Source organism: Massilia violaceinigra (genome assembly GCF_002752675.1).
In the GTDB taxonomy this organism is placed as follows: Bacteria; Pseudomonadota; Gammaproteobacteria; order Burkholderiales; family Burkholderiaceae_D; genus Telluria_A; species Telluria_A violaceinigra.
In genome coordinates this window covers 1,085,577-1,101,657 of the sequence record NZ_CP024608.1, presented here as the reverse complement: position 1 = coordinate 1,101,657, position 16,081 = coordinate 1,085,577, and the positions used below count along the sequence as shown (strand labels likewise).

Here is a 16,081-nt window from a genome sequence, read left to right as displayed (position 1 = left end):
TCAGTTTAAACGATCTTCGGTTCGGCGTTGCGCAAGCGGATGTGCAGTTCGCGCAGTTGCTTCTCGTCGACTTCGGACGGTGCGTTGGTCAGCAGGCACTGGGCGCGCTGGGTTTTCGGGAAGGCGATCACGTCGCGGATCGAGTCCGAACCGGTCATCATCGTCACGATGCGGTCCAGGCCGAAAGCCAGGCCACCATGCGGCGGCGCGCCGTATTGCAGCGCGTCGAGCAGGAAGCCGAACTTGAGCTGGGCTTCTTCGGCATCGATCTTCAGTGCGCGGAATACCTTGCTCTGCACTTCTTCGCGGTGGATACGGATCGAACCGCCACCCAGTTCCCAGCCGTTCAAGACCATGTCGTAGGCCTTGGCGATACACGCGCCAGGGTTGGTCTCCAGCATGTCTTCATGGCCGTCTTTCGGCGCGGTGAACGGATGGTGGGTCGCGGTCCAGCGGTCCGATTCCTCGTCGTAGTCGAACATCGGGAAGTCGACAACCCACAGCGGCTTCCAGACGTCGTCGAACAGGCCAGCCTTCTTGCCGAAGTCCGAGTGGCCGATCTTCACGCGCAGCGCGCCGATGGCGTCGTTGACGACTTTCGCCTTGTCGGCACCGAAGAAAATCAGGTCGCCGTCCTGGGCGCCGGTTTTTTCGAGGATCGCGGCCAGCGCGGTATCGTGCAGCGATTTGACGATTGGCGACTGCAGGCCTTCACGGCCCTTGGCTTTTTCATTGACCTTGATGTAGGCGAGGCCCTTGGCGCCGTAGATGCGCACGAACTGGTCGTAAGCGTCGATTTCGGAACGCGGCATGCTGGCGCCCTGCGGCACGCGCAGGCCCACGATGCGCCCGCCCACCATGTTGGCGGGCGCGGCGAAGACCTTGAATTCGACATCCTTGACGTCGTCGGTCAGGTCGGTGAATTCCAGCTTGACGCGCATGTCCGGCTTGTCCGAACCGTACATGCCCATCGCGGTGGCGAAGTCCATCACCGGGAACGGGTTCGGCAGGTCGATGTCGAGCGTGTTCTTGAAGACGATGCGGATCATGTCCTCGAACAGGTCGCGGATTTCCTGTTCGGTCAGGAACGAGGTTTCGCAGTCGATCTGGGTGAATTCAGGCTGGCGGTCGGCGCGCAAGTCTTCGTCGCGGAAGCACTTGGTGATCTGGTAGTAACGGTCGAAGTTGGCGACCATCAGCAGCTGCTTGAACAGCTGCGGCGACTGCGGCAGCGCGAAGAAGTTGCCCGCGTTGACACGCGACGGCACCAGGTAGTCGCGCGCGCCTTCCGGGGTCGACTTGGTCAGCATCGGCGTTTCGATATCGATGAAGCCGAGGTTGTCCAGGTACTTGCGCACTTCCATCGTCACCTTGTAGCGCAGGCGCAGGTTGTTCTGCATCTGCGGACGGCGCAGGTCGAGCACGCGGTGGGTCAGGCGGGTCGTTTCCGACAGATTGTCGTCGTCCAGCTGGAACGGTACCGGCACCGAGGCGTTGAGCACATCAACGGCGCTGGCGACGATTTCGATCTTGCCCGACTTGAGGTTGTTGTTGACCGTGTTGCCGATACGCGCGGTGACCACACCGGTCACGCGCAGGCAGTATTCGTTACGCACCGCTTCGGCGACCTTGAACATCTCCGCCTGCTCCGGATTGCAGACCACCTGCACCAGACCTTCACGGTCGCGCAGGTCGATGAAAATCAGCGAGCCGTGGTCGCGGCGGCGGTGTACCCAGCCGCACAGGCTGACGGTTTGGCCCAGCAATTCTTCAGTGACAAGGCCGCAGTAGTTTGTACGCATGGAGGACATATTGTTTTCAGTCTAGGTTGGTTATTCAACGGGCGCGGAAACGAAGCGCCGCACTCTTACTCTTTGGTTGGCAAATGCTCGGGGGCGACGACGCCCATCGAGACGATGTATTTGAGGGCCGCGTCGACGCTCATGTCGAGTTCGATGACCTTGCTGCGTTCCATCATCAGGAAAAAGCCCGAGGTGGGGTTGGGCGTGGTCGGCACGTACACGCTGACGAAGTCGCCCACCAGGTGGTTCTTGACGTCGCCGCCCGGCACACCCGTCAGGAAGCCGATGGTCCAGCACTCCGCGTGCGGATACGGCAGCAGCACGGCCTTGCGAAAGGCGTTGCCGGACGAGGAAAACAAGGTGTCCGATACCTGCTTGACGCTGCCGTAGAGCGAGCTGACCACGGGAATGCGGTGCAGCAGGCGTTCCCACAGGCGCACCAGATAGTTGCCAACCAGGTTGTTGGCCAGCAGGCCGGTCAGGAACACGATGGCGATGGTCAGGATCGTGCCCAGGCCCGGAATTTCGCGCCCGAACAGGGTATGCGGCTGCCAGCGCTCGGGCACCAGCAGCAGCGACTGGTCCATGGTGCTGATGACCAGGTTCAGGACCCACAGGGTGATCGCCAGCGGGACCAGGACCAGTAATCCGGTAATGAAATATTTACGCATTCGGCTCTCGGTAATTGGCGGGACGCCACAGCGTCCCTTGGCTCAGGGCGTGCCGCTGCCCGGCGTGGCCGACGGCTTGGCTGGCGCCGCGGGCGCGGACGACTCGGCGGCCGGGCTTGCCGCAGTAGACGGGGCTGCGGGCGCGGCTGCGCCGCCCTCGGCCGGACCGCTGGCGGTACCCGTCGATGGCGCGGCTCCGCCCCGGAAATCGGTGGCGTACCAGCCGGTTCCCTTAAGCTGGAAGCCGGCGGCGGTTAATTGCTTCTTGAAAGAAGGCTTGCCGCAGGACACGCAGACCGTCAACACAGGGTCGGAGATCTTCTGCAATACATCCTTGGCAAAACCGCATTCATCGCAGCGGTAGGCGTAAATCGGCATTGAATACTCCGCAAAAATCGTCAAAACCCTGAATTATAAGCTTTTTTCAAAGTCACAAGCATAAATGGCCAGCCGCGAGGATGGTAAGATGCGTGCCTGCTGCGCGGCATGCGCCGGGCTAACTTGAAAAAGGAAATTGAACGATGTTGATAAAGTCTCGTGTTCTGTTCATCGGCGCTGCCTCGGCGCTGGCATTGGCCGCCTGCGGCCCAAAAGATACGGCCAACGCAGCGCCTGCGAAGTCCGGTGCGACCTCCACCTCGGCTCCTGCCGCCAAAGATGGCGTCGCAGCCACCGTCAACGGAACCGCGATCTCGACCGCCACGGTCGACATGATGGTCAAGGAGCGCACCGCCCAGGGCCAGCCGGACACCCCTGAGCTGCGCAAGGCCATCGTCGACAACCTGGCCATGCAGACCCTGGTGGCCAACGAAGGCACCAAGAAGGGCCTGGACAAGACCGACGACGTCAAGCGCCAGCTGGAGCTGATCAAGCAGTCGATGACGGCCAACGCCTTCATCCAGGACTGGATCAAGGCCAATCCGGTGACCGACGAGATGGTCAAGGCTGAATACGACAAGATGGTCGGCACGGCCGGCGGTACCGAATTCAAGGCGCGCCATATCCTGGTCAAGGAAGAAGCCGAAGCGAAAAGCATCATCGTCAAGCTGAAAAAGGATGCCAAGGCGTTCGCCAGCCTGGCCAAGGAAAAATCGAACGATCCCGGCTCGAAAGTCAACGGCGGCGATCTGGGCTGGTTCAACCCGGCCAGCATGGTGCCCGAGTTCGGCGCGGCCGTGGCCAAGCTGGAAAAAGGCAAGTTCACCGAAGAGCCAGTCAAGTCGCAGTTCGGCTACCACGTGATCATGCTGGAAGATTCGCGTCCGATCACCCCGCCGCCGCTGGAACAGCTCAAGGATCAGCTCAAGCAGCAGGTTCAGCGCACCAACATGAAGGCGTATCTGGACAAGCTGAAAGCTGACGCCAAGATTGTGTACACCACCCCGGCGCCAGCGCCAGCGGCAACGGGCGCAGCGGCACCGGCCGCACCAGCGGCCCACGATGGCCACGACCACGGCGCAGCACCTGCACCGGCGGCAGCGCCAGCGGCCGCCACCCCGGCAGCATCGAAGTAAGCGGCTCCGGCCGGCGTCGCGGCGACTACGCCGCGGCGTGCATCACGCCGTTCCCCCAGCGGGAACGGCTCACCTGCGCTGCCACACCATCCAGCGCTCCTTGCCGGCAAACACGGCAATCGAATCCTCCACGGCAGCATCTTCCACGCAGCGAAATGCCGGCGTGAGCAAGGCATCGAGTTCGGCCCGACCGATTCCGAACGGCGGCCCCTTGAGCACATCGTCGAAGAAGAAAAATCCCGCCAGCAGCGCTCCGGGCGCCAGCAGGTCGGCCCAGCGCGCGGCCACTTGCGGCCACATGGCGCGCGGCAAGGCGCACAGGAAAGCACGTTCGTACATCAATTCGACCGGCTGGTCCGGCGCAAACGCAAAAAAGTCCGCCTCGCGCACGCGCTCGCTCCACGGCCCCACCGCCGCCCTGGCAGCGGCCACGGCGGCCGGCGAAAAATCGATGGCGGTGGCGTCCCACCCGGCATCCGATAGATAGGCCAGTTCGTAGGCGGCGCCGCAGCCGGGAATGAGGGTGCGCAGCGGGCGAGCTGCGCGGCCGACGAAATCGCGCAGCGCCGCCGGCACCCCGCCCCGGTCCCAGGGCGTGAAACCGCGCTCGAAGCGCTCGTCCCAGAAGGCGGGCGACTGCGGATCGCGGCTGGCGAAGTCGGGCATGGTCAGATCAGGTGCGACCAGCGTCCGTAGGCCAGCAGCGCCACCGCCCCGCTCACGACCAGCGCGGCGCAGGCCAGCGCGACCGAGATCAGGCGGTTGGTGCGCTGCTGCTCGATCACCAGGATCTTGAGCAAGTCATGGTTGATGGTAGCCGGCTCGGCCGCCTGCAGCAGCGCCCGGTGAACCAGGCGCGGCAGTTGCGGAATGATGTGGGTGTAGCGCGGCGCCTCGGCCTTGAGGCGCTCGACCATGCCGCGCACACCGACCTGTTCGCCCATCCAGCGCTCCAGATAAGGCTTGGCGGTTTTCCACAGGTCCAGGTCGGGATCGAGCTGGCGCCCCAGGCCTTCGATATTGAGCAGGGTTTTTTGCAGCAGCACCAGTTGCGGCTGGACTTCGACGTTGAAGCGGCGCGAGGTCTGGAACAGGCGCAGCAGGATCTGGCCGAAGGAAATATCCTTGAGCGGGCGGTCGAAGATCGGTTCGCAGCAGGCGCGCACGGCCGATTCGAGCTCGTCGACCCGGGTTTCGCGCGGGGCCCAGCCCGATTCGATGTGGGCTTCGGCCACGCGCTTGTAGTCGCGCCGGAAGAAGGCCAGGAAGTTTTGCGACAGGTAATCCTTGTCGAAGTCGTTCAGGGTGCCGACGATGCCGAAGTCGAGCGCAATGTAGCGGCCGAAGGTTTCCGGCGCCACCGAGACCAAAATATTCCCCGGGTGCATATCCGCATGGAAAAAGCCATCGCGGAACACCTGGGTGAAGAAAATCTCGACGCCGTCGCTGGAGAGTTTTTTCAAGTCCACGCCCTCGGCCGCCAGGCGGTCGATCTGCGAGACCGGAATGCCGTGCATGCGTTCCATGACGATCACGCTGCTGGCGCAGTAATCCCAGTACATCTCGGGCACCATCAGCAGGTTGGAGCCGGCGAAATTGCGGCGCAGCTGGCTGGCGTTGGCGGCCTCGCGCATCAGGTCGAGTTCGTCATGCAGGTATTTGTCGAACTCGGCGACGACTTCCTTCGGTTTCAGGCGCTTGCTGTCGGCCCAGATGCGCCCGATCCACTCGGCGGCGATATGCATCAGCGCCACGTCTTCATCGATCGACTTTTTCATGCCGGGACGCAGCACCTTGACGGCGACTTCCTTGCCATCCTTCAAGATTGCGAAGTGCACCTGGGCGATCGATGCCGACGCGACCGGGGTACGGTCGAAACTGGCGAACAGTTCGTCCGGGTGGGCGCGCAGCGAGCGTGTGATCTGGGCAATCGCCAGTTCGGAACTGAACGGCGGCACCCGGTCCTGCAGATGGGTCAGCTCGTCGGCGATGTCGAACGGCATCAGGTCGCGCCGGGTCGAGAGTACCTGGCCGAACTTGACGAAGATCGGGCCCAGTTCTTCCAGCGCCATGCGCAGGCGCACGCCGCGCGGGGCCGAGATATCGCGCCAGAAGATCACATTGTCGATCAGCTTGGCCGTGCGCGGCACTTTCAGGCCGGAGATGGCGATTTCGTCGAGGCCGTACTTGACCGCGACCCGGAGAATTTTAAGCAGGCGCAGGAATTTCAATACCATTAAAGATCCAGTTTTTGTTGCCCGGCAGCATTTAGCGCGTCCGGTGCGGCACCCGTGGGCGCCAGCTTTTGTTCGAGCCGGGCGAGACGCTTGGCGGTGCGCTCGACATCGTCGCGCAGGCGGCTCACTTCGGCGCCGAAATCGTCGACCGTGGCCGGACGCACCAGCAGGGGCTGCTCTTCGAGGAAGAATTCGGCCAGGTTTTCCGCCACCTTGCCGTGGGCGGCGCGCACGCCGTCGAACACGCTTCTGGCGCCGCCCACCAGGCGGGTGGCGGCAATCGGGCCAATCAGGCGTTCGAGGTCGTGCTCGGCTTCCCAGCGCAAACCCTTGCTCAGTTGCGAAATCGTGTTGGCGAACTCGGCATCGCCTTCGATCTTGACGTAGGAAAAGGCCCGCTCGCGGTTCTGGGCGATCAGCGGCAGGTCGGCCAGCTTGACGCGGATGGTGACGCTGGCGCCCTCCTCCGGCGTGCCGGCCGGGCTGGCCTCGACCATGCCGTCGCGCGTGACAAGCAGGCGCAGCGCCATGCCGCTGGCATCGATGCAGGCCACTTTACCGCTGTGCAACGCCAGTGCATCCCTGGCCCACGCTTCCTGCGCCAGCAAGTGATTGATTGCGGCGATGGCGGGCGCCATCAGCGCGGATTGGGGAGTAAACGAGTTCGGTGGTGACATGTGGGCACGCTTAAAGAACAAAACCGCCCAGGACAGCGGGCGGTTTTGATCTTACCAGTTTGCCGGGCACTTTTCCGGCAGCACTGTTACTTTGAGAAAGAATAATCAGGAAAGCTGCCCGATGCCCGCCAGCTTCCAGTCGCCGCCGCCTTTGAGCGGCCTGGACATATTCCATACCTCGGCCAGCGGCTCGGGAGCGGCACCCGGCGCGGTGCGGATCTGGCCGCTGAAGCGGACCGTGGCCAGGAAGCTGTCGCCCACGGTTTCGACGCCCAGCAGTTCGGACTCGATCGAGACCACCTCGGTGACGCTGGCGCCGGGCGCCTGCATTTGCGGCTGCAGTTCGGCGAATACCTGCGGCGTGGTGAACTGGCGCAGGTCGCTGGCGTCGGCCTTGTCCCAGGTCTTTTGCATGCGGATGAAGGTGGCCTTGGCCTGGCGCAGGAAGGCGGTGTTGTCGAAACCGGGCGGAAAGGCGGGTTTGGCGCTGACCGCGACAGGCGCGGGTTTGGCCGCCGCGTCGCGGCGCCGGATGATGCGAAAGCCAAAGAAACCTGCCAGGCCGAACAGCATGACCGCGCCGCCGATGAGAACCTGGGGCGGGTATTCCGATGTGGCGGCGGCGGGAGCGGCTGCCGGGGCCTGCTGCGCCATGGCCGCGCCGGGAAGCGCCGTGCCGGACAGTGCCGACATGGCGAAAATCATGCTTGCAACAAATTTTTTCATCGTACGTTTCCTAGAACTTGATACCGGTGTGCAATGCCGCCACGCCGGCAGTCAAATTGAAATACTGGACCCGCTCCAGGCCCGCCGTTTCCATCATCGTCTTGAGGGTTTCCTGGTCCGGATGCATGCGGATCGACTCGGCCAGGTAGCGGTAGCTTTCGGCGTCGCCGGCGATTTTCTGGCCCAGCCACGGCAGTACCGAGAACGAATACACGTCGTAGGGCTTTTGCAGGGGCGTGGCGACCTTGGAGAATTCGAGCACCAGCAGCTTGCCGCCGGGTTTCAGGACGCGCCGCATTTCCGCCAGCGCCTGGTCCTTGTGGGTCATGTTGCGCAGGCCGAAGGCCACGCTGACGCGGTCGAAATAATTGTCGGGGAACGGCAGCTTTTCGGCGTCGCACAGCAGGGTCGGCGTGATCAGGCCCTTGTTGAGCAGGCGGTCGCGGCCGACGCGCAGCATCGATTCGTTGATGTCGGTGAGCCAGACTTCGCCGGTCTTGCCGGCCTGCTTGGCGAAAGCCTTGGCCAGGTCGCCCGTGCCGCCGGCGATGTCGAGCACCTTGAAGCCGGGGCGCACGCCCGCGTTGGCGATGGTGAAGGTCTTCCACAGCCGGTGCAGGCCGCCCGACATCAGGTCGTTCATCACGTCGTACTTGGATGCGACCGAATGGAACACCTTGGCCACTTCGTGGACCTTGTCGTCCTCGGAGACCGTTTTGTAACCGAAATGTGTGCTGTTTGTCATAGTAGGGCCGCCGTTTGTCTGCGTGCATTATACAAGCGACCCACGGCAGCGGCACGCTACGCGACGCGCGATGCAGCCGTGAGCGGCGCGAGCGATCCCCGACGCCCTACTGGCTCCAGGCGCGCGAGCGCTCCACCGCGCGTCGCCATTCGCCCATGCGCTGCGCACGCTCATCCTTCGCCATGGCGGGCTCGAAGCGCCGTTCCATCTGCCACTGGGCCGCGATTTCCTCCTGCGAGGCCCAGAAACCCACCGCCAGCCCGGCCAGGAAGGCCGCGCCCAGGGCGGTGGTTTCTGTCACCACCGGGCGCACCACCGGCACGCCGAGAATATCGGCCTGGAACTGCATCAGCAGGTTGTTGCGGGCGGCGCCGCCGTCGACCCGCAGCTGGGTCAGCGGCATGGCGGCGTCGGCCTGCATGGCGTCGAGCACGTCGGCGCTTTGCAGGGCGATGCTCTCGAGCGTGGCACGCGCGATGTGGGATTTGTTGGTGCCGCGCGTCATGCCGACCATGGTACCGCGCGCGTAGGCATCCCAGTGCGGCGCGCCCAGGCCGGCGAACGCCGGCACGAACAGCACCCCGCCATTGTCCGGCACGGCGAGCGCGAGTTCTTCGACCTCGGCCGCGCTCTTGATGATGCCCAAGCCGTCGCGCAGCCATTGAATGGCGGCGCCGGCCATGAAGACGCTGCCTTCGAGCAGGTAATCGGTACCTTTTGGCAGGGTCCAGCCGATCGTGCTGATCAGCTTGTTCTGCGAAATCGTCGCCGTTTGGCCGGTGTGCATCAGCATGAAGCAGCCGGTGCCGTAGGTATTCTTGGCCATACCGGGGCTGTGGCAAGCCTGGCCGAAGGTGGCGGCTTGCTGGTCGCCGGCGATACCGGCAATCGGCACGGCCACGCCGAACAGGCGGGCGTCGGTGTGGGCGGCCACGCCGCTGCTGGCGACTACCTCCGGCAACAGGCCAGGGGAAATGTCGAGCAGGGCCAGCAGCTCATCGTCCCAGCGCGCGGTGTGGATGTTGAACATCAGGGTGCGCGCGGCATTGCTTGGGTCGGTCAGGTGCTTGCCGCTCATTTTAAAGATGAGCCAGCTGTCGACGGTGCCGAAGGCCAGCTCGCCGCGCTCGGCGCGAGCACGCGCGCCGGGGACGTTGTCAAGCAGCCATTTGAGTTTGGGGCCGGAAAAATAGGCGTCGAGAACCAGCCCGGTTTTTTGCTGGAACAGGTCTTCGTGGCCGTCGGCGCGCAGCTCTTCGCAGCAGGGCGTGCTGCGGCGGTCCTGCCAGACGATGGCGGGGGCAACCGGTTCCCCGGTGGCGCGGTCCCACAGCACGGTGGTTTCGCGCTGGTTGGCGATGCCGATGGCGGCGATGTCGCTGGCCGGCACGCCGTTGCTGCGCAGGACCTCGTCGATGACGGCGCGCTGCGACTGCCAGATTTCGTTGGCGTCGTGTTCGACCCAGCCGGGCTGGGGGAAGAACTGGCGGAATTCCTGCTGCGCCGCGCCGTGAATGTGACCGGCGCGGTCGAACAGGATCGCGCGTGAACTGGTGGTGCCCTGGTCGATGGCGAGAATGAATTTGGTCATGCTGGGTCGCGATGATGAGATAGGTAAAACGAGAGATACCACGTCATCCCCGCGCAGGGCTCGGCGCCCCCGCGGTGATCCAAGTTCGTGCCTTAGCAACTGAGCGACGAACTTGGGTCCCCGCCTGCGCGGGGACGACGCGGTGGAGGCCTAGCGTGCCCGCCCTTCCTTCCACGCCTTGAGCAAGACGTCATACGCAATCGTCTCCCCCTTCGGCTTCTCGTTGGCCAGCTTCTTCCACGGCGCGGCCTTGTCGGTCAAATACGTGGCCGGATCGACCTTTGGATTCAACTTCGGCGCGCAGTTCTGCATCCCCGCCCGCTGCAAACGCGACATCACGGAATCCATTTCCTCGGCCAGGTTATCCATCGCGGCCTGCGGGGTCTTCTCGCCGCTCACCGCCGTGGCCACGTTCTTCCACCACAGCTGCGCCATCTTCGGATAATCCGCCACGTTGTTGCCGGTCGGGCTCCACGCCACCCGCGCCGGGCTGCGGTAAAACTCGATCAAGCCGCCGTATTTATCCGCGTTCTTGGTAAAGTAATCGTGTTTGATATCCGACTCGCGAATAAAGGTCAGCCCCGTGATCGACTTCTTGAGCGACACCGTCTTCGACGTGACGAACTGCGCATACAGCCAGGCTGCGGCGCGGCGGTCCGGCGGGGTCGACTTGAAGAAGGTCCACGAACCGACGTCCTGGTAACCGTTCTGCATGCCCTCTTTCCAGTACGGGCCGTGCGGCGACGGCGCCATGCGCCATTTCGGCTTGCCGTCCGCCTGCACCACCGGCAGGCCCGGTTTCATCATCGACGCGGTGAACGCCGTGTACCAGAAAATCTGCTGCGCCACTTCACCCTGCGCCGGCACCGGGCCCGATTCCGAGAACGTCATGCCGCCCGCCTGCGGCGGTGCGTACTTCTTCATCCAGTCGACGTACTTGGTCAGCGCGAACACCGACGCCGGCGAATTGGTCGCCCCGCCGCGCGAGACCGACGCACCGACCGGCGTGCACTTGTCGGCAGCCACGCGGATGCCCCACTCGTCGACCGGCAGGCCGTTCGGAATGCCCTTGTCGGCGGCACCAGCCATCGACAGCCAGGCATCGGTGAAACGCCAGCCGAGCGACGGGTCCTTCTTGCCGTAATCCATATGGCCGAACACCTTCTTGCCATCGATGTTCTTCACGTCGTTGGTGAAGAACTCGGCGATGTCTTCATACGCAGACCAGTTCTGCGGCACGCCCAGCTCATAGCCATACTTGGCCTTGAACTTGTCCTTGAGGTCCTTGCGCGCGAACCAGTCGGCGCGGAACCAGTACAGGTTGGCGAATTGCTGGTCGGGCAGCTGATACAGCTTGCCGTCCGGCGCGGTGGTAAAACTCGCGCCAATGAAGTCTTTCAGGTCCAGGCCCGGATTGGTAAAGGCCTTGCCCTCGCCCGCCATGTAGTCCGACAGCGGCACGATGGCGCCATAGCGGTAGTGCGTGCCGATCAGGTCAGAGTCGGACACCCAGCCGTCGTAAATGCTTTTACCGGACTGCATGGAGGTTTGCAGCTTCTCGACCACATCGCCTTCCTGGATGATGTCGTGCTTGACCTTGATGCCGGTGATTTCCTCGAAGGCCTTGGCCAGCACCTTCGATTCGTAGACGTGGGTATCGATGGTTTCGGAGACCACGCTGATTTCCTTGATGCCCTTGGCCTTCAACTTGGCGGCAGCGTCGATGAACCACTTCATTTCCTCGAGCTGCTGCTGTTTCGACAGCGTGGACGGCTGGAATTCCTGGCCAATCCATTTTTCGGCATCCTTGGTCTCGGCCCAAGCGCTCGCCGTGGCCAGCAATGCAGCCGCCATCAATGTCATTTTCAATTTCATGTCTCCGCCTTTTTTTATGTACATCGTTAAAAAAGTACCCCACCATGCGCCGGTGCCCGGTTCAACCCCAGCGCATCACAATCAACAGCACCACAAATCCGATCGCCGCACCGATTCCCTGATGCAGCTCGCTCAGGCCCGCCCACGCGAGGTTAACATATGCGGCGGTGAGCAGGCCAATAAACAGGCGGTCGCCGCGCGTGGTCGACATCGGCAAAAAGCCGCGCCGCTCGATCGACGGCGAGCGGATCTGCCAGATCGTCATCCCGGCCAGCATCAGGCCGATACAGGTAAAGAAAATAGCCACCGGCGCGGTCCACGCCATCCAGGCAAACAGGTTTTCCATGTCACACCCTCCCCATCGCAAAACCCTTGGCAATATGATTGCGCACGAACCAGATGACCAGCGCGCCCGGCACGATGGTCAGCACGCCCGCCGCGGCCAGCACGCCCCAGTCCATGCCGCCGGCCGACACCGTGCGCGTCATGATCGCGGTGATCGGCTTGGCGTCGACCGAGGTCAGTGTGCGCGCCAGCAGCAGTTCGACCCAGCTGAACATGAAGCAGAAGAAGGCGGTCACGCCCACGCCCGATTTGATCAGCGGCAGGAAGATCTTGAAGAAGAAGCGCGGAAAGCTGTAGCCGTCGATGTACGCCGTCTCGTCGATCTCCTTGGGGATGCCGGACATGAAGCCTTCCAGGATCCACACCGCCAGCGGCACGTTGAACAGCATGTGCACCAGCGCCACGGCCAGGTGGGTATCCATCAGGCCGACCGTCGAATAGAGCTGGAAGAACGGCAGCAGGAACACCGCCGGTGGCGTCATGCGGTTGGTCAGCAGCCAGAAAAACAGGTGCTTGTCGCCGATGAAGGAGTAGCGCGAGAACGCATACGCGGCCGGCAGCGCCACCGATACCGACATCACCATGTTCATCATCACGTAGATCATCGAGTTGATGTAGCCGCTGTACCACGACGGATCGGTGAAGATGGTGCGGTAGTTCGCCAGCGTGAACTCGCGCGGGAAGAGCGTGAGCGCGCCTGTAATTTCTTCGTTCGTCTTGAACGACATGTTCAACATCCAGTAGATCGGCAGCATCGCCAGTACCAGATAGAACACCAGCAGCGGTGAGGACAGGCGCTTCATTTGGACTCTCCCGTACCGAGGCGTTGCATCCAGCTATACAGCACAAAGCAGAACAGCAGGATGATGAGGAAATAGATGAGCGAAAAAGCAGCAGCCGGACCGAGGTCGAACTGGCCCACGGCTTTCTGCGTCAGGTACTGCGACAGGAAGGTGGTGGCGTTGCCAGGCCCACCGCCGGTCAGTACGAACGGCTCGGTGTAGATCATGAAGCTGTCCATGAAGCGCAGCAGCACGCCGATCATCAGCACATTGCGCATCTTCGGCAACTCGATGTAGCGGAACACCGCAAAGCGCGAGGCGCCGTCGATGCGCGCCGCCTGGTAGTAGGCGTCGGGAATCGAGCGCAGGCCGGCGTACGCCAGCAGCACCACCAGCGGCGTCCAGTGCCACACATCCATCACCAGCACGGTGACCCAGGCGTCGACCACGCTGCCGGTGTAGTTGTAGCTGATGCCCATGCGGTTGATGGTATTGCCCATCAGGCCGATGTCGTCACGGCCGAAGATCTGCCAGATGGTGCCGACCACGTTCCAGGGAATGAGCAGCGGCAGCGCGATCAGCACCAGCGCAAGGGAGGCGCGCCAGCCACTGGCCGGCATGGTCAGCGCGATCAGGATGCCGAGCGGAAGCTGGATCAGCAGCACGGCCATCGAAAAGCCCAGCTGGCGCACCAGCGCGCCATGCAGTTCGCTGTCGCGCATGATCATCTTGAACCATTCGGTGCCCACAAAAACGCTGTTGGTGGGGCTGAGGATATCCTGGACCGAGTAGTTCACGATCGTCATCAGCGGCAGCACGGCCGAAAAGGCCACACAGATGATCACCGGGAGAATCAGCAGCCAGGCGCGGTTGTTATAGGTTTTCATGTCAGGCCACCCGCTTGTCGTTGACGTAGTAAAGAGTGCGCTCAGGCGGAAAGCGCAGCCACACTGCCTGCCCGGCGCGCGCCGGAGCGCTGCGCAGCTTGGCGGTGACGGTATGCGCACCTACCGTAAATTCGGCCATGAAGTGCGTGCCCATATTGCGCACGCTGGCCACCGTGGCGGCCACGGTGTCGACGCCCTGCGCGGGGGCGCACTCGACGAACTCCGGACGGATGCCGATGGTGATGCCGGCGCTGCCTGCCAGCGCGGCTTGCGCCGCTGGCGGCAGCGCGATACCATCCGCGCCAGGGTAAACGCGGCCGTCGCGCACCGGGCAGGCCAGCAGGTTCATGCCGGGGTTGCCGATGAAGTAGCCCACGAAGGTGTGCGCCGGTTCCTCGAACAGCTCCTGCGCGCTGCCAGTCTGCACCACTTCGCCCTGGGTCATCACGACCACCTTGTCGGCGAAGGTCAGCGCTTCGACCTGGTCGTGGGTGACGTAGATCAGCGAGAGTTTGAGTTCGTGATGGATTTCCTTGAGCTTGCGGCGCAGCAGCCACTTGAGGTGCGGGTCGATCACGGTCAGCGGTTCGTCGAACAGCACCGCCGCCACGTCCGGCCGCACCAGGCCCCGGCCCAGCGAGATCTTTTGCTTGGCGTCGACCGCCAGGCCGCTGGCACGGTGTTTCAAGTCGCTTGAGAGTTCCAGCATGGCGGCGATATGTTCGACCCGCTTGCGTACCTCGGCTTCTTTCCAGCCGCGGTTACGCAGCGGGAAAGCGAGGTTGTCGAACACCGTCATGGTGTCGTAGATGACCGGGAACTGGAACACCTGCGCGATGTTGCGCGCTTCCGGCGGCAGGTCGGTAACGTCCTTGCCGTCGAAAATCACGCGTCCGTGCGAGGGGCGCACCAGGCCTGAGATGATGTTCAGCAGCGTGGTCTTGCCGCAGCCGGAAGGGCCGAGCAGCGCATAGGCGCCGCCATCGTCCCAGGTCAGGTTCATCGGGCGCAGGGCGTAGTCCTCGGGCCGCTGCGGATTAGGTTTGTAGGCATGCGCCAGGTCGGGAAGTTCGATGCGGGCCATGCTTACACTCCGTCTTGAGTCTGCGGCGGCGCGAACAGCAAGGCGCCGCCGGGTGCGAACATGAACAATTCGTCCGGACGCAGGTACACGGTGCACGGCACGCCGAGGTCGAGGTTATGCACCCCGGTCAGCTGCGCCACCAGCCCGATCGGACCGCGCTGCAAGTGGACGTAGGTTTCGGACCCGCTGATTTCGGCCAGTTCGACCTGGGCGGCGAGCGGAAAATCGTCGGCGTGCAGGGGCGCCAGGCGCAGGCTGTGGGCACGCAGGCCCAGCACCACCTCGCCATGCTGGGCGGCCTGGCGGCGCTGCGCGTCATTCAGGGGAATCGCCAGATCCGGCGCCACGCGAGCCATGCCATCGGCGCCGACGGTGGCCGGGATCAGGTTGATCGGCGGGTCGCTGAAGGTGCGCGCGCTCTGCACCGAATTGGGCGCGTTGAAAACGTCGAGCGTCGGTCCATGCTGCAGCAGGCGCCCTTCGTGCAGCAGCACCGTGTGGCCGCCCAGCTGCAAGGCTTCGAGCGGCTCGGTGGTGGCGTAGACGACGGTGGTCTTCCCTTCCGCAAACAGGGCGGCCAGCTCCTTGCGCAGTTCTTCGCGCAGCTTGTAGTCGAGGTTCACCAGCGGCTCGTCGAGCAGCAGCAGGGCTGACTCCTTGATCAGCGCGCGCGCCAGCGCGGTGCGCTGCTGCTGGCCGCCGGACAGCTGCGCCGGCAGTTTGTTCAGGTGGGCCGAAATATGCAGGCGTTCGGCCATGCGTTCCACGCGGGTGCGAATCTCGGCCTCGGGCACGCGCTTGATGCGCAGCGGCGAGGCGATGTTGTCGAACACCGTGAACGATGGATAATTGATGAACTGCTGGTACACCATCGCCAGGTCGCGCTGGCGTACCGGCAGGCCTGTCACATCCTTGCCGCCGGCGATCACCTTGCCGTGCGTGGGCCGGTCGAGACCCGCCATGACCCGCATCAGCGACGTCTTGCCGGCCTGCGTGGTGCCCAGCAGGACGTTGATGGTACCGGGTACCAGTTCGAGCGACATCGGGTACAGGTGATCCTGCGCCCCATACTTCGTGCTCACGTTTTCCAATGCCAGCTGCATCATGTCTCCTGTTTTTTCCTGTCTTACTGCTGCATCCCTGTG

16 protein-coding genes are annotated in these 16,081 nt (G+C 63.5%); 1 reads left to right on the top strand and 15 read right to left on the bottom strand.

The genetic code is table 11. The features are described 5' to 3' along the window. Positions 1-5: 5 nt before the first annotated feature. The 3 genes from aspS to CR152_RS05045 form a co-directional block, all read right to left on the bottom strand. Positions 6-1,802 (bottom strand): aspartate--tRNA ligase, encoded by a 1,797-nt coding sequence (gene aspS / locus CR152_RS05055; protein WP_208640072.1) that lies wholly within the window; start codon positions 1,800-1,802, stop codon positions 6-8. A gap of 65 nt (positions 1,803-1,867) precedes the next feature. After that, a complete protein-coding gene (locus CR152_RS05050) occupies positions 1,868-2,473 on the bottom strand; it encodes a DUF502 domain-containing protein (RefSeq protein ID WP_099873941.1) in 606 nt (201 codons plus the stop codon). Between the two features lie 42 nt (positions 2,474-2,515). Continuing rightward, positions 2,516-2,851, bottom strand: a complete 336-nt coding sequence (locus CR152_RS05045) for an FmdB family zinc ribbon protein (RefSeq protein WP_099873940.1) — start codon at positions 2,849-2,851, stop codon at positions 2,516-2,518. A 143-nt stretch (positions 2,852-2,994) separates the two neighbouring features. On the opposite strand from CR152_RS05045, the gene CR152_RS05040 reads away from it, so the two are divergent. Continuing rightward, entirely contained in the window at positions 2,995-3,987 is a 993-nt protein-coding gene (locus CR152_RS05040) for a foldase protein PrsA (RefSeq protein WP_208640071.1), read from the top strand. 69 nt (positions 3,988-4,056) lie between these two features. Here the strand turns inward: CR152_RS05040 and CR152_RS05035 are convergent, their stop codons facing one another. The 12 genes from CR152_RS05035 to CR152_RS04980 all read right to left on the bottom strand — a co-directional run bounded on the left by CR152_RS05035 (position 4,057) and on the right by CR152_RS04980 (position 16,039). Further along, on the bottom strand, positions 4,057-4,653 hold the full coding sequence (locus CR152_RS05035) for a methyltransferase domain-containing protein (RefSeq protein WP_099873939.1): 597 nt from the start codon (positions 4,651-4,653) through the stop codon (positions 4,057-4,059). 2 nt (positions 4,654-4,655) lie between these two features. Next, positions 4,656-6,224 (bottom strand): ubiquinone biosynthesis regulatory protein kinase UbiB, encoded by a 1,569-nt coding sequence (gene ubiB, locus CR152_RS05030; protein WP_099873938.1) that lies wholly within the window; start codon positions 6,222-6,224, stop codon positions 4,656-4,658. Next, positions 6,224-6,901 (bottom strand): ubiquinone biosynthesis accessory factor UbiJ, encoded by a 678-nt coding sequence (locus CR152_RS05025; RefSeq protein ID WP_167399867.1) that lies wholly within the window; start codon positions 6,899-6,901, stop codon positions 6,224-6,226. Before CR152_RS05025 ends, ubiB begins: the two co-directional genes overlap by 1 nt. Positions 6,902-7,006: 105 nt before the next feature. Next, on the bottom strand, positions 7,007-7,627 hold the full coding sequence (locus CR152_RS05020; RefSeq protein ID WP_099873936.1) for a Tim44 domain-containing protein: 621 nt from the start codon (positions 7,625-7,627) through the stop codon (positions 7,007-7,009). A gap of 10 nt (positions 7,628-7,637) precedes the next feature. Beyond that, on the bottom strand, positions 7,638-8,372 hold the full coding sequence (ubiE, locus tag CR152_RS05015) for a bifunctional demethylmenaquinone methyltransferase/2-methoxy-6-polyprenyl-1,4-benzoquinol methylase UbiE (protein ID WP_099873935.1): 735 nt from the start codon (positions 8,370-8,372) through the stop codon (positions 7,638-7,640). A 106-nt stretch (positions 8,373-8,478) separates the two neighbouring features. Further along, on the bottom strand, positions 8,479-9,963 hold the full coding sequence (glpK, locus tag CR152_RS05010; RefSeq protein ID WP_099873934.1) for a glycerol kinase GlpK: 1,485 nt from the start codon (positions 9,961-9,963) through the stop codon (positions 8,479-8,481). A gap of 150 nt (positions 9,964-10,113) precedes the next feature. After that, complete coding sequence (locus CR152_RS05005; RefSeq protein WP_099873933.1) at positions 10,114-11,838, bottom strand: ABC transporter substrate-binding protein; 1,725 nt, start codon at positions 11,836-11,838, stop codon at positions 10,114-10,116. Positions 11,839-11,899: 61 nt separating this feature from the next. Further along, the gene (locus tag CR152_RS05000) at positions 11,900-12,175 is read right to left on the bottom strand and encodes a DUF2160 domain-containing protein (protein ID WP_099882016.1); all 276 of its coding nucleotides are present in this window, start codon (positions 12,173-12,175) and stop codon (positions 11,900-11,902) included. A gap of 10 nt (positions 12,176-12,185) precedes the next feature. After that, positions 12,186-12,986 (bottom strand): carbohydrate ABC transporter permease, encoded by an 801-nt coding sequence (locus tag CR152_RS04995; protein WP_054265957.1) that lies wholly within the window; start codon positions 12,984-12,986, stop codon positions 12,186-12,188. Further along, positions 12,983-13,852: a carbohydrate ABC transporter permease gene (locus CR152_RS04990; RefSeq protein ID WP_099873932.1), complete on the bottom strand. Its 870-nt coding sequence runs from the start codon at positions 13,850-13,852 to the stop codon at positions 12,983-12,985. The genes CR152_RS04995 and CR152_RS04990 overlap by 4 nt, the downstream gene beginning before the upstream one ends. A gap of 1 nt (position 13,853) precedes the next feature. Continuing rightward, positions 13,854-14,936: an ABC transporter ATP-binding protein gene (locus CR152_RS04985; RefSeq protein WP_099873931.1), complete on the bottom strand. Its 1,083-nt coding sequence runs from the start codon at positions 14,934-14,936 to the stop codon at positions 13,854-13,856. Positions 14,937-14,938: 2 nt separating this feature from the next. Continuing rightward, positions 14,939-16,039, bottom strand: a complete 1,101-nt coding sequence (locus CR152_RS04980) for an ABC transporter ATP-binding protein (RefSeq protein WP_099882014.1) — start codon at positions 16,037-16,039, stop codon at positions 14,939-14,941. Positions 16,040-16,081: the final 42 nt, after the last annotated feature.

What these genes read in the sequence shown, in the direction of transcription:
- aspS (WP_208640072.1), bottom strand. Translation starts at nt 1,802, where the DNA reads ATGCGTACAAACTACTGCGGCCTTGTCACTGAAGAATTGCTGGGCCAA.
- CR152_RS05050 (WP_099873941.1), bottom strand. Translation starts at nt 2,473, where the DNA reads ATGCGTAAATATTTCATTACCGGATTACTGGTCCTGGTCCCGCTGGCG.
- CR152_RS05045 (WP_099873940.1), bottom strand. Translation starts at nt 2,851, where the DNA reads ATGCCGATTTACGCCTACCGCTGCGATGAATGCGGTTTTGCCAAGGAT.
- CR152_RS05040 (WP_208640071.1), top strand. Translation starts at nt 2,995, where the DNA reads ATGTTGATAAAGTCTCGTGTTCTGTTCATCGGCGCTGCCTCGGCGCTG.
- CR152_RS05035 (WP_099873939.1), bottom strand. Translation starts at nt 4,653, where the DNA reads ATGCCCGACTTCGCCAGCCGCGATCCGCAGTCGCCCGCCTTCTGGGAC.
- ubiB (WP_099873938.1), bottom strand. Translation starts at nt 6,224, where the DNA reads ATGGTATTGAAATTCCTGCGCCTGCTTAAAATTCTCCGGGTCGCGGTC.
- CR152_RS05025 (WP_167399867.1), bottom strand. Translation starts at nt 6,901, where the DNA reads ATGTCACCACCGAACTCGTTTACTCCCCAATCCGCGCTGATGGCGCCC.
- CR152_RS05020 (WP_099873936.1), bottom strand. Translation starts at nt 7,627, where the DNA reads ATGAAAAAATTTGTTGCAAGCATGATTTTCGCCATGTCGGCACTGTCC.
- ubiE (WP_099873935.1), bottom strand. Translation starts at nt 8,372, where the DNA reads ATGACAAACAGCACACATTTCGGTTACAAAACGGTCTCCGAGGACGAC.
- glpK (WP_099873934.1), bottom strand. Translation starts at nt 9,963, where the DNA reads ATGACCAAATTCATTCTCGCCATCGACCAGGGCACCACCAGTTCACGC.
- CR152_RS05005 (WP_099873933.1), bottom strand. Translation starts at nt 11,838, where the DNA reads ATGAAATTGAAAATGACATTGATGGCGGCTGCATTGCTGGCCACGGCG.
- CR152_RS04995 (WP_054265957.1), bottom strand. Translation starts at nt 12,986, where the DNA reads ATGAAGCGCCTGTCCTCACCGCTGCTGGTGTTCTATCTGGTACTGGCG.
- CR152_RS04990 (WP_099873932.1), bottom strand. Translation starts at nt 13,852, where the DNA reads ATGAAAACCTATAACAACCGCGCCTGGCTGCTGATTCTCCCGGTGATC.
- CR152_RS04985 (WP_099873931.1), bottom strand. Translation starts at nt 14,936, where the DNA reads ATGGCCCGCATCGAACTTCCCGACCTGGCGCATGCCTACAAACCTAAT.
- CR152_RS04980 (WP_099882014.1), bottom strand. Translation starts at nt 16,039, where the DNA reads ATGCAGCTGGCATTGGAAAACGTGAGCACGAAGTATGGGGCGCAGGAT.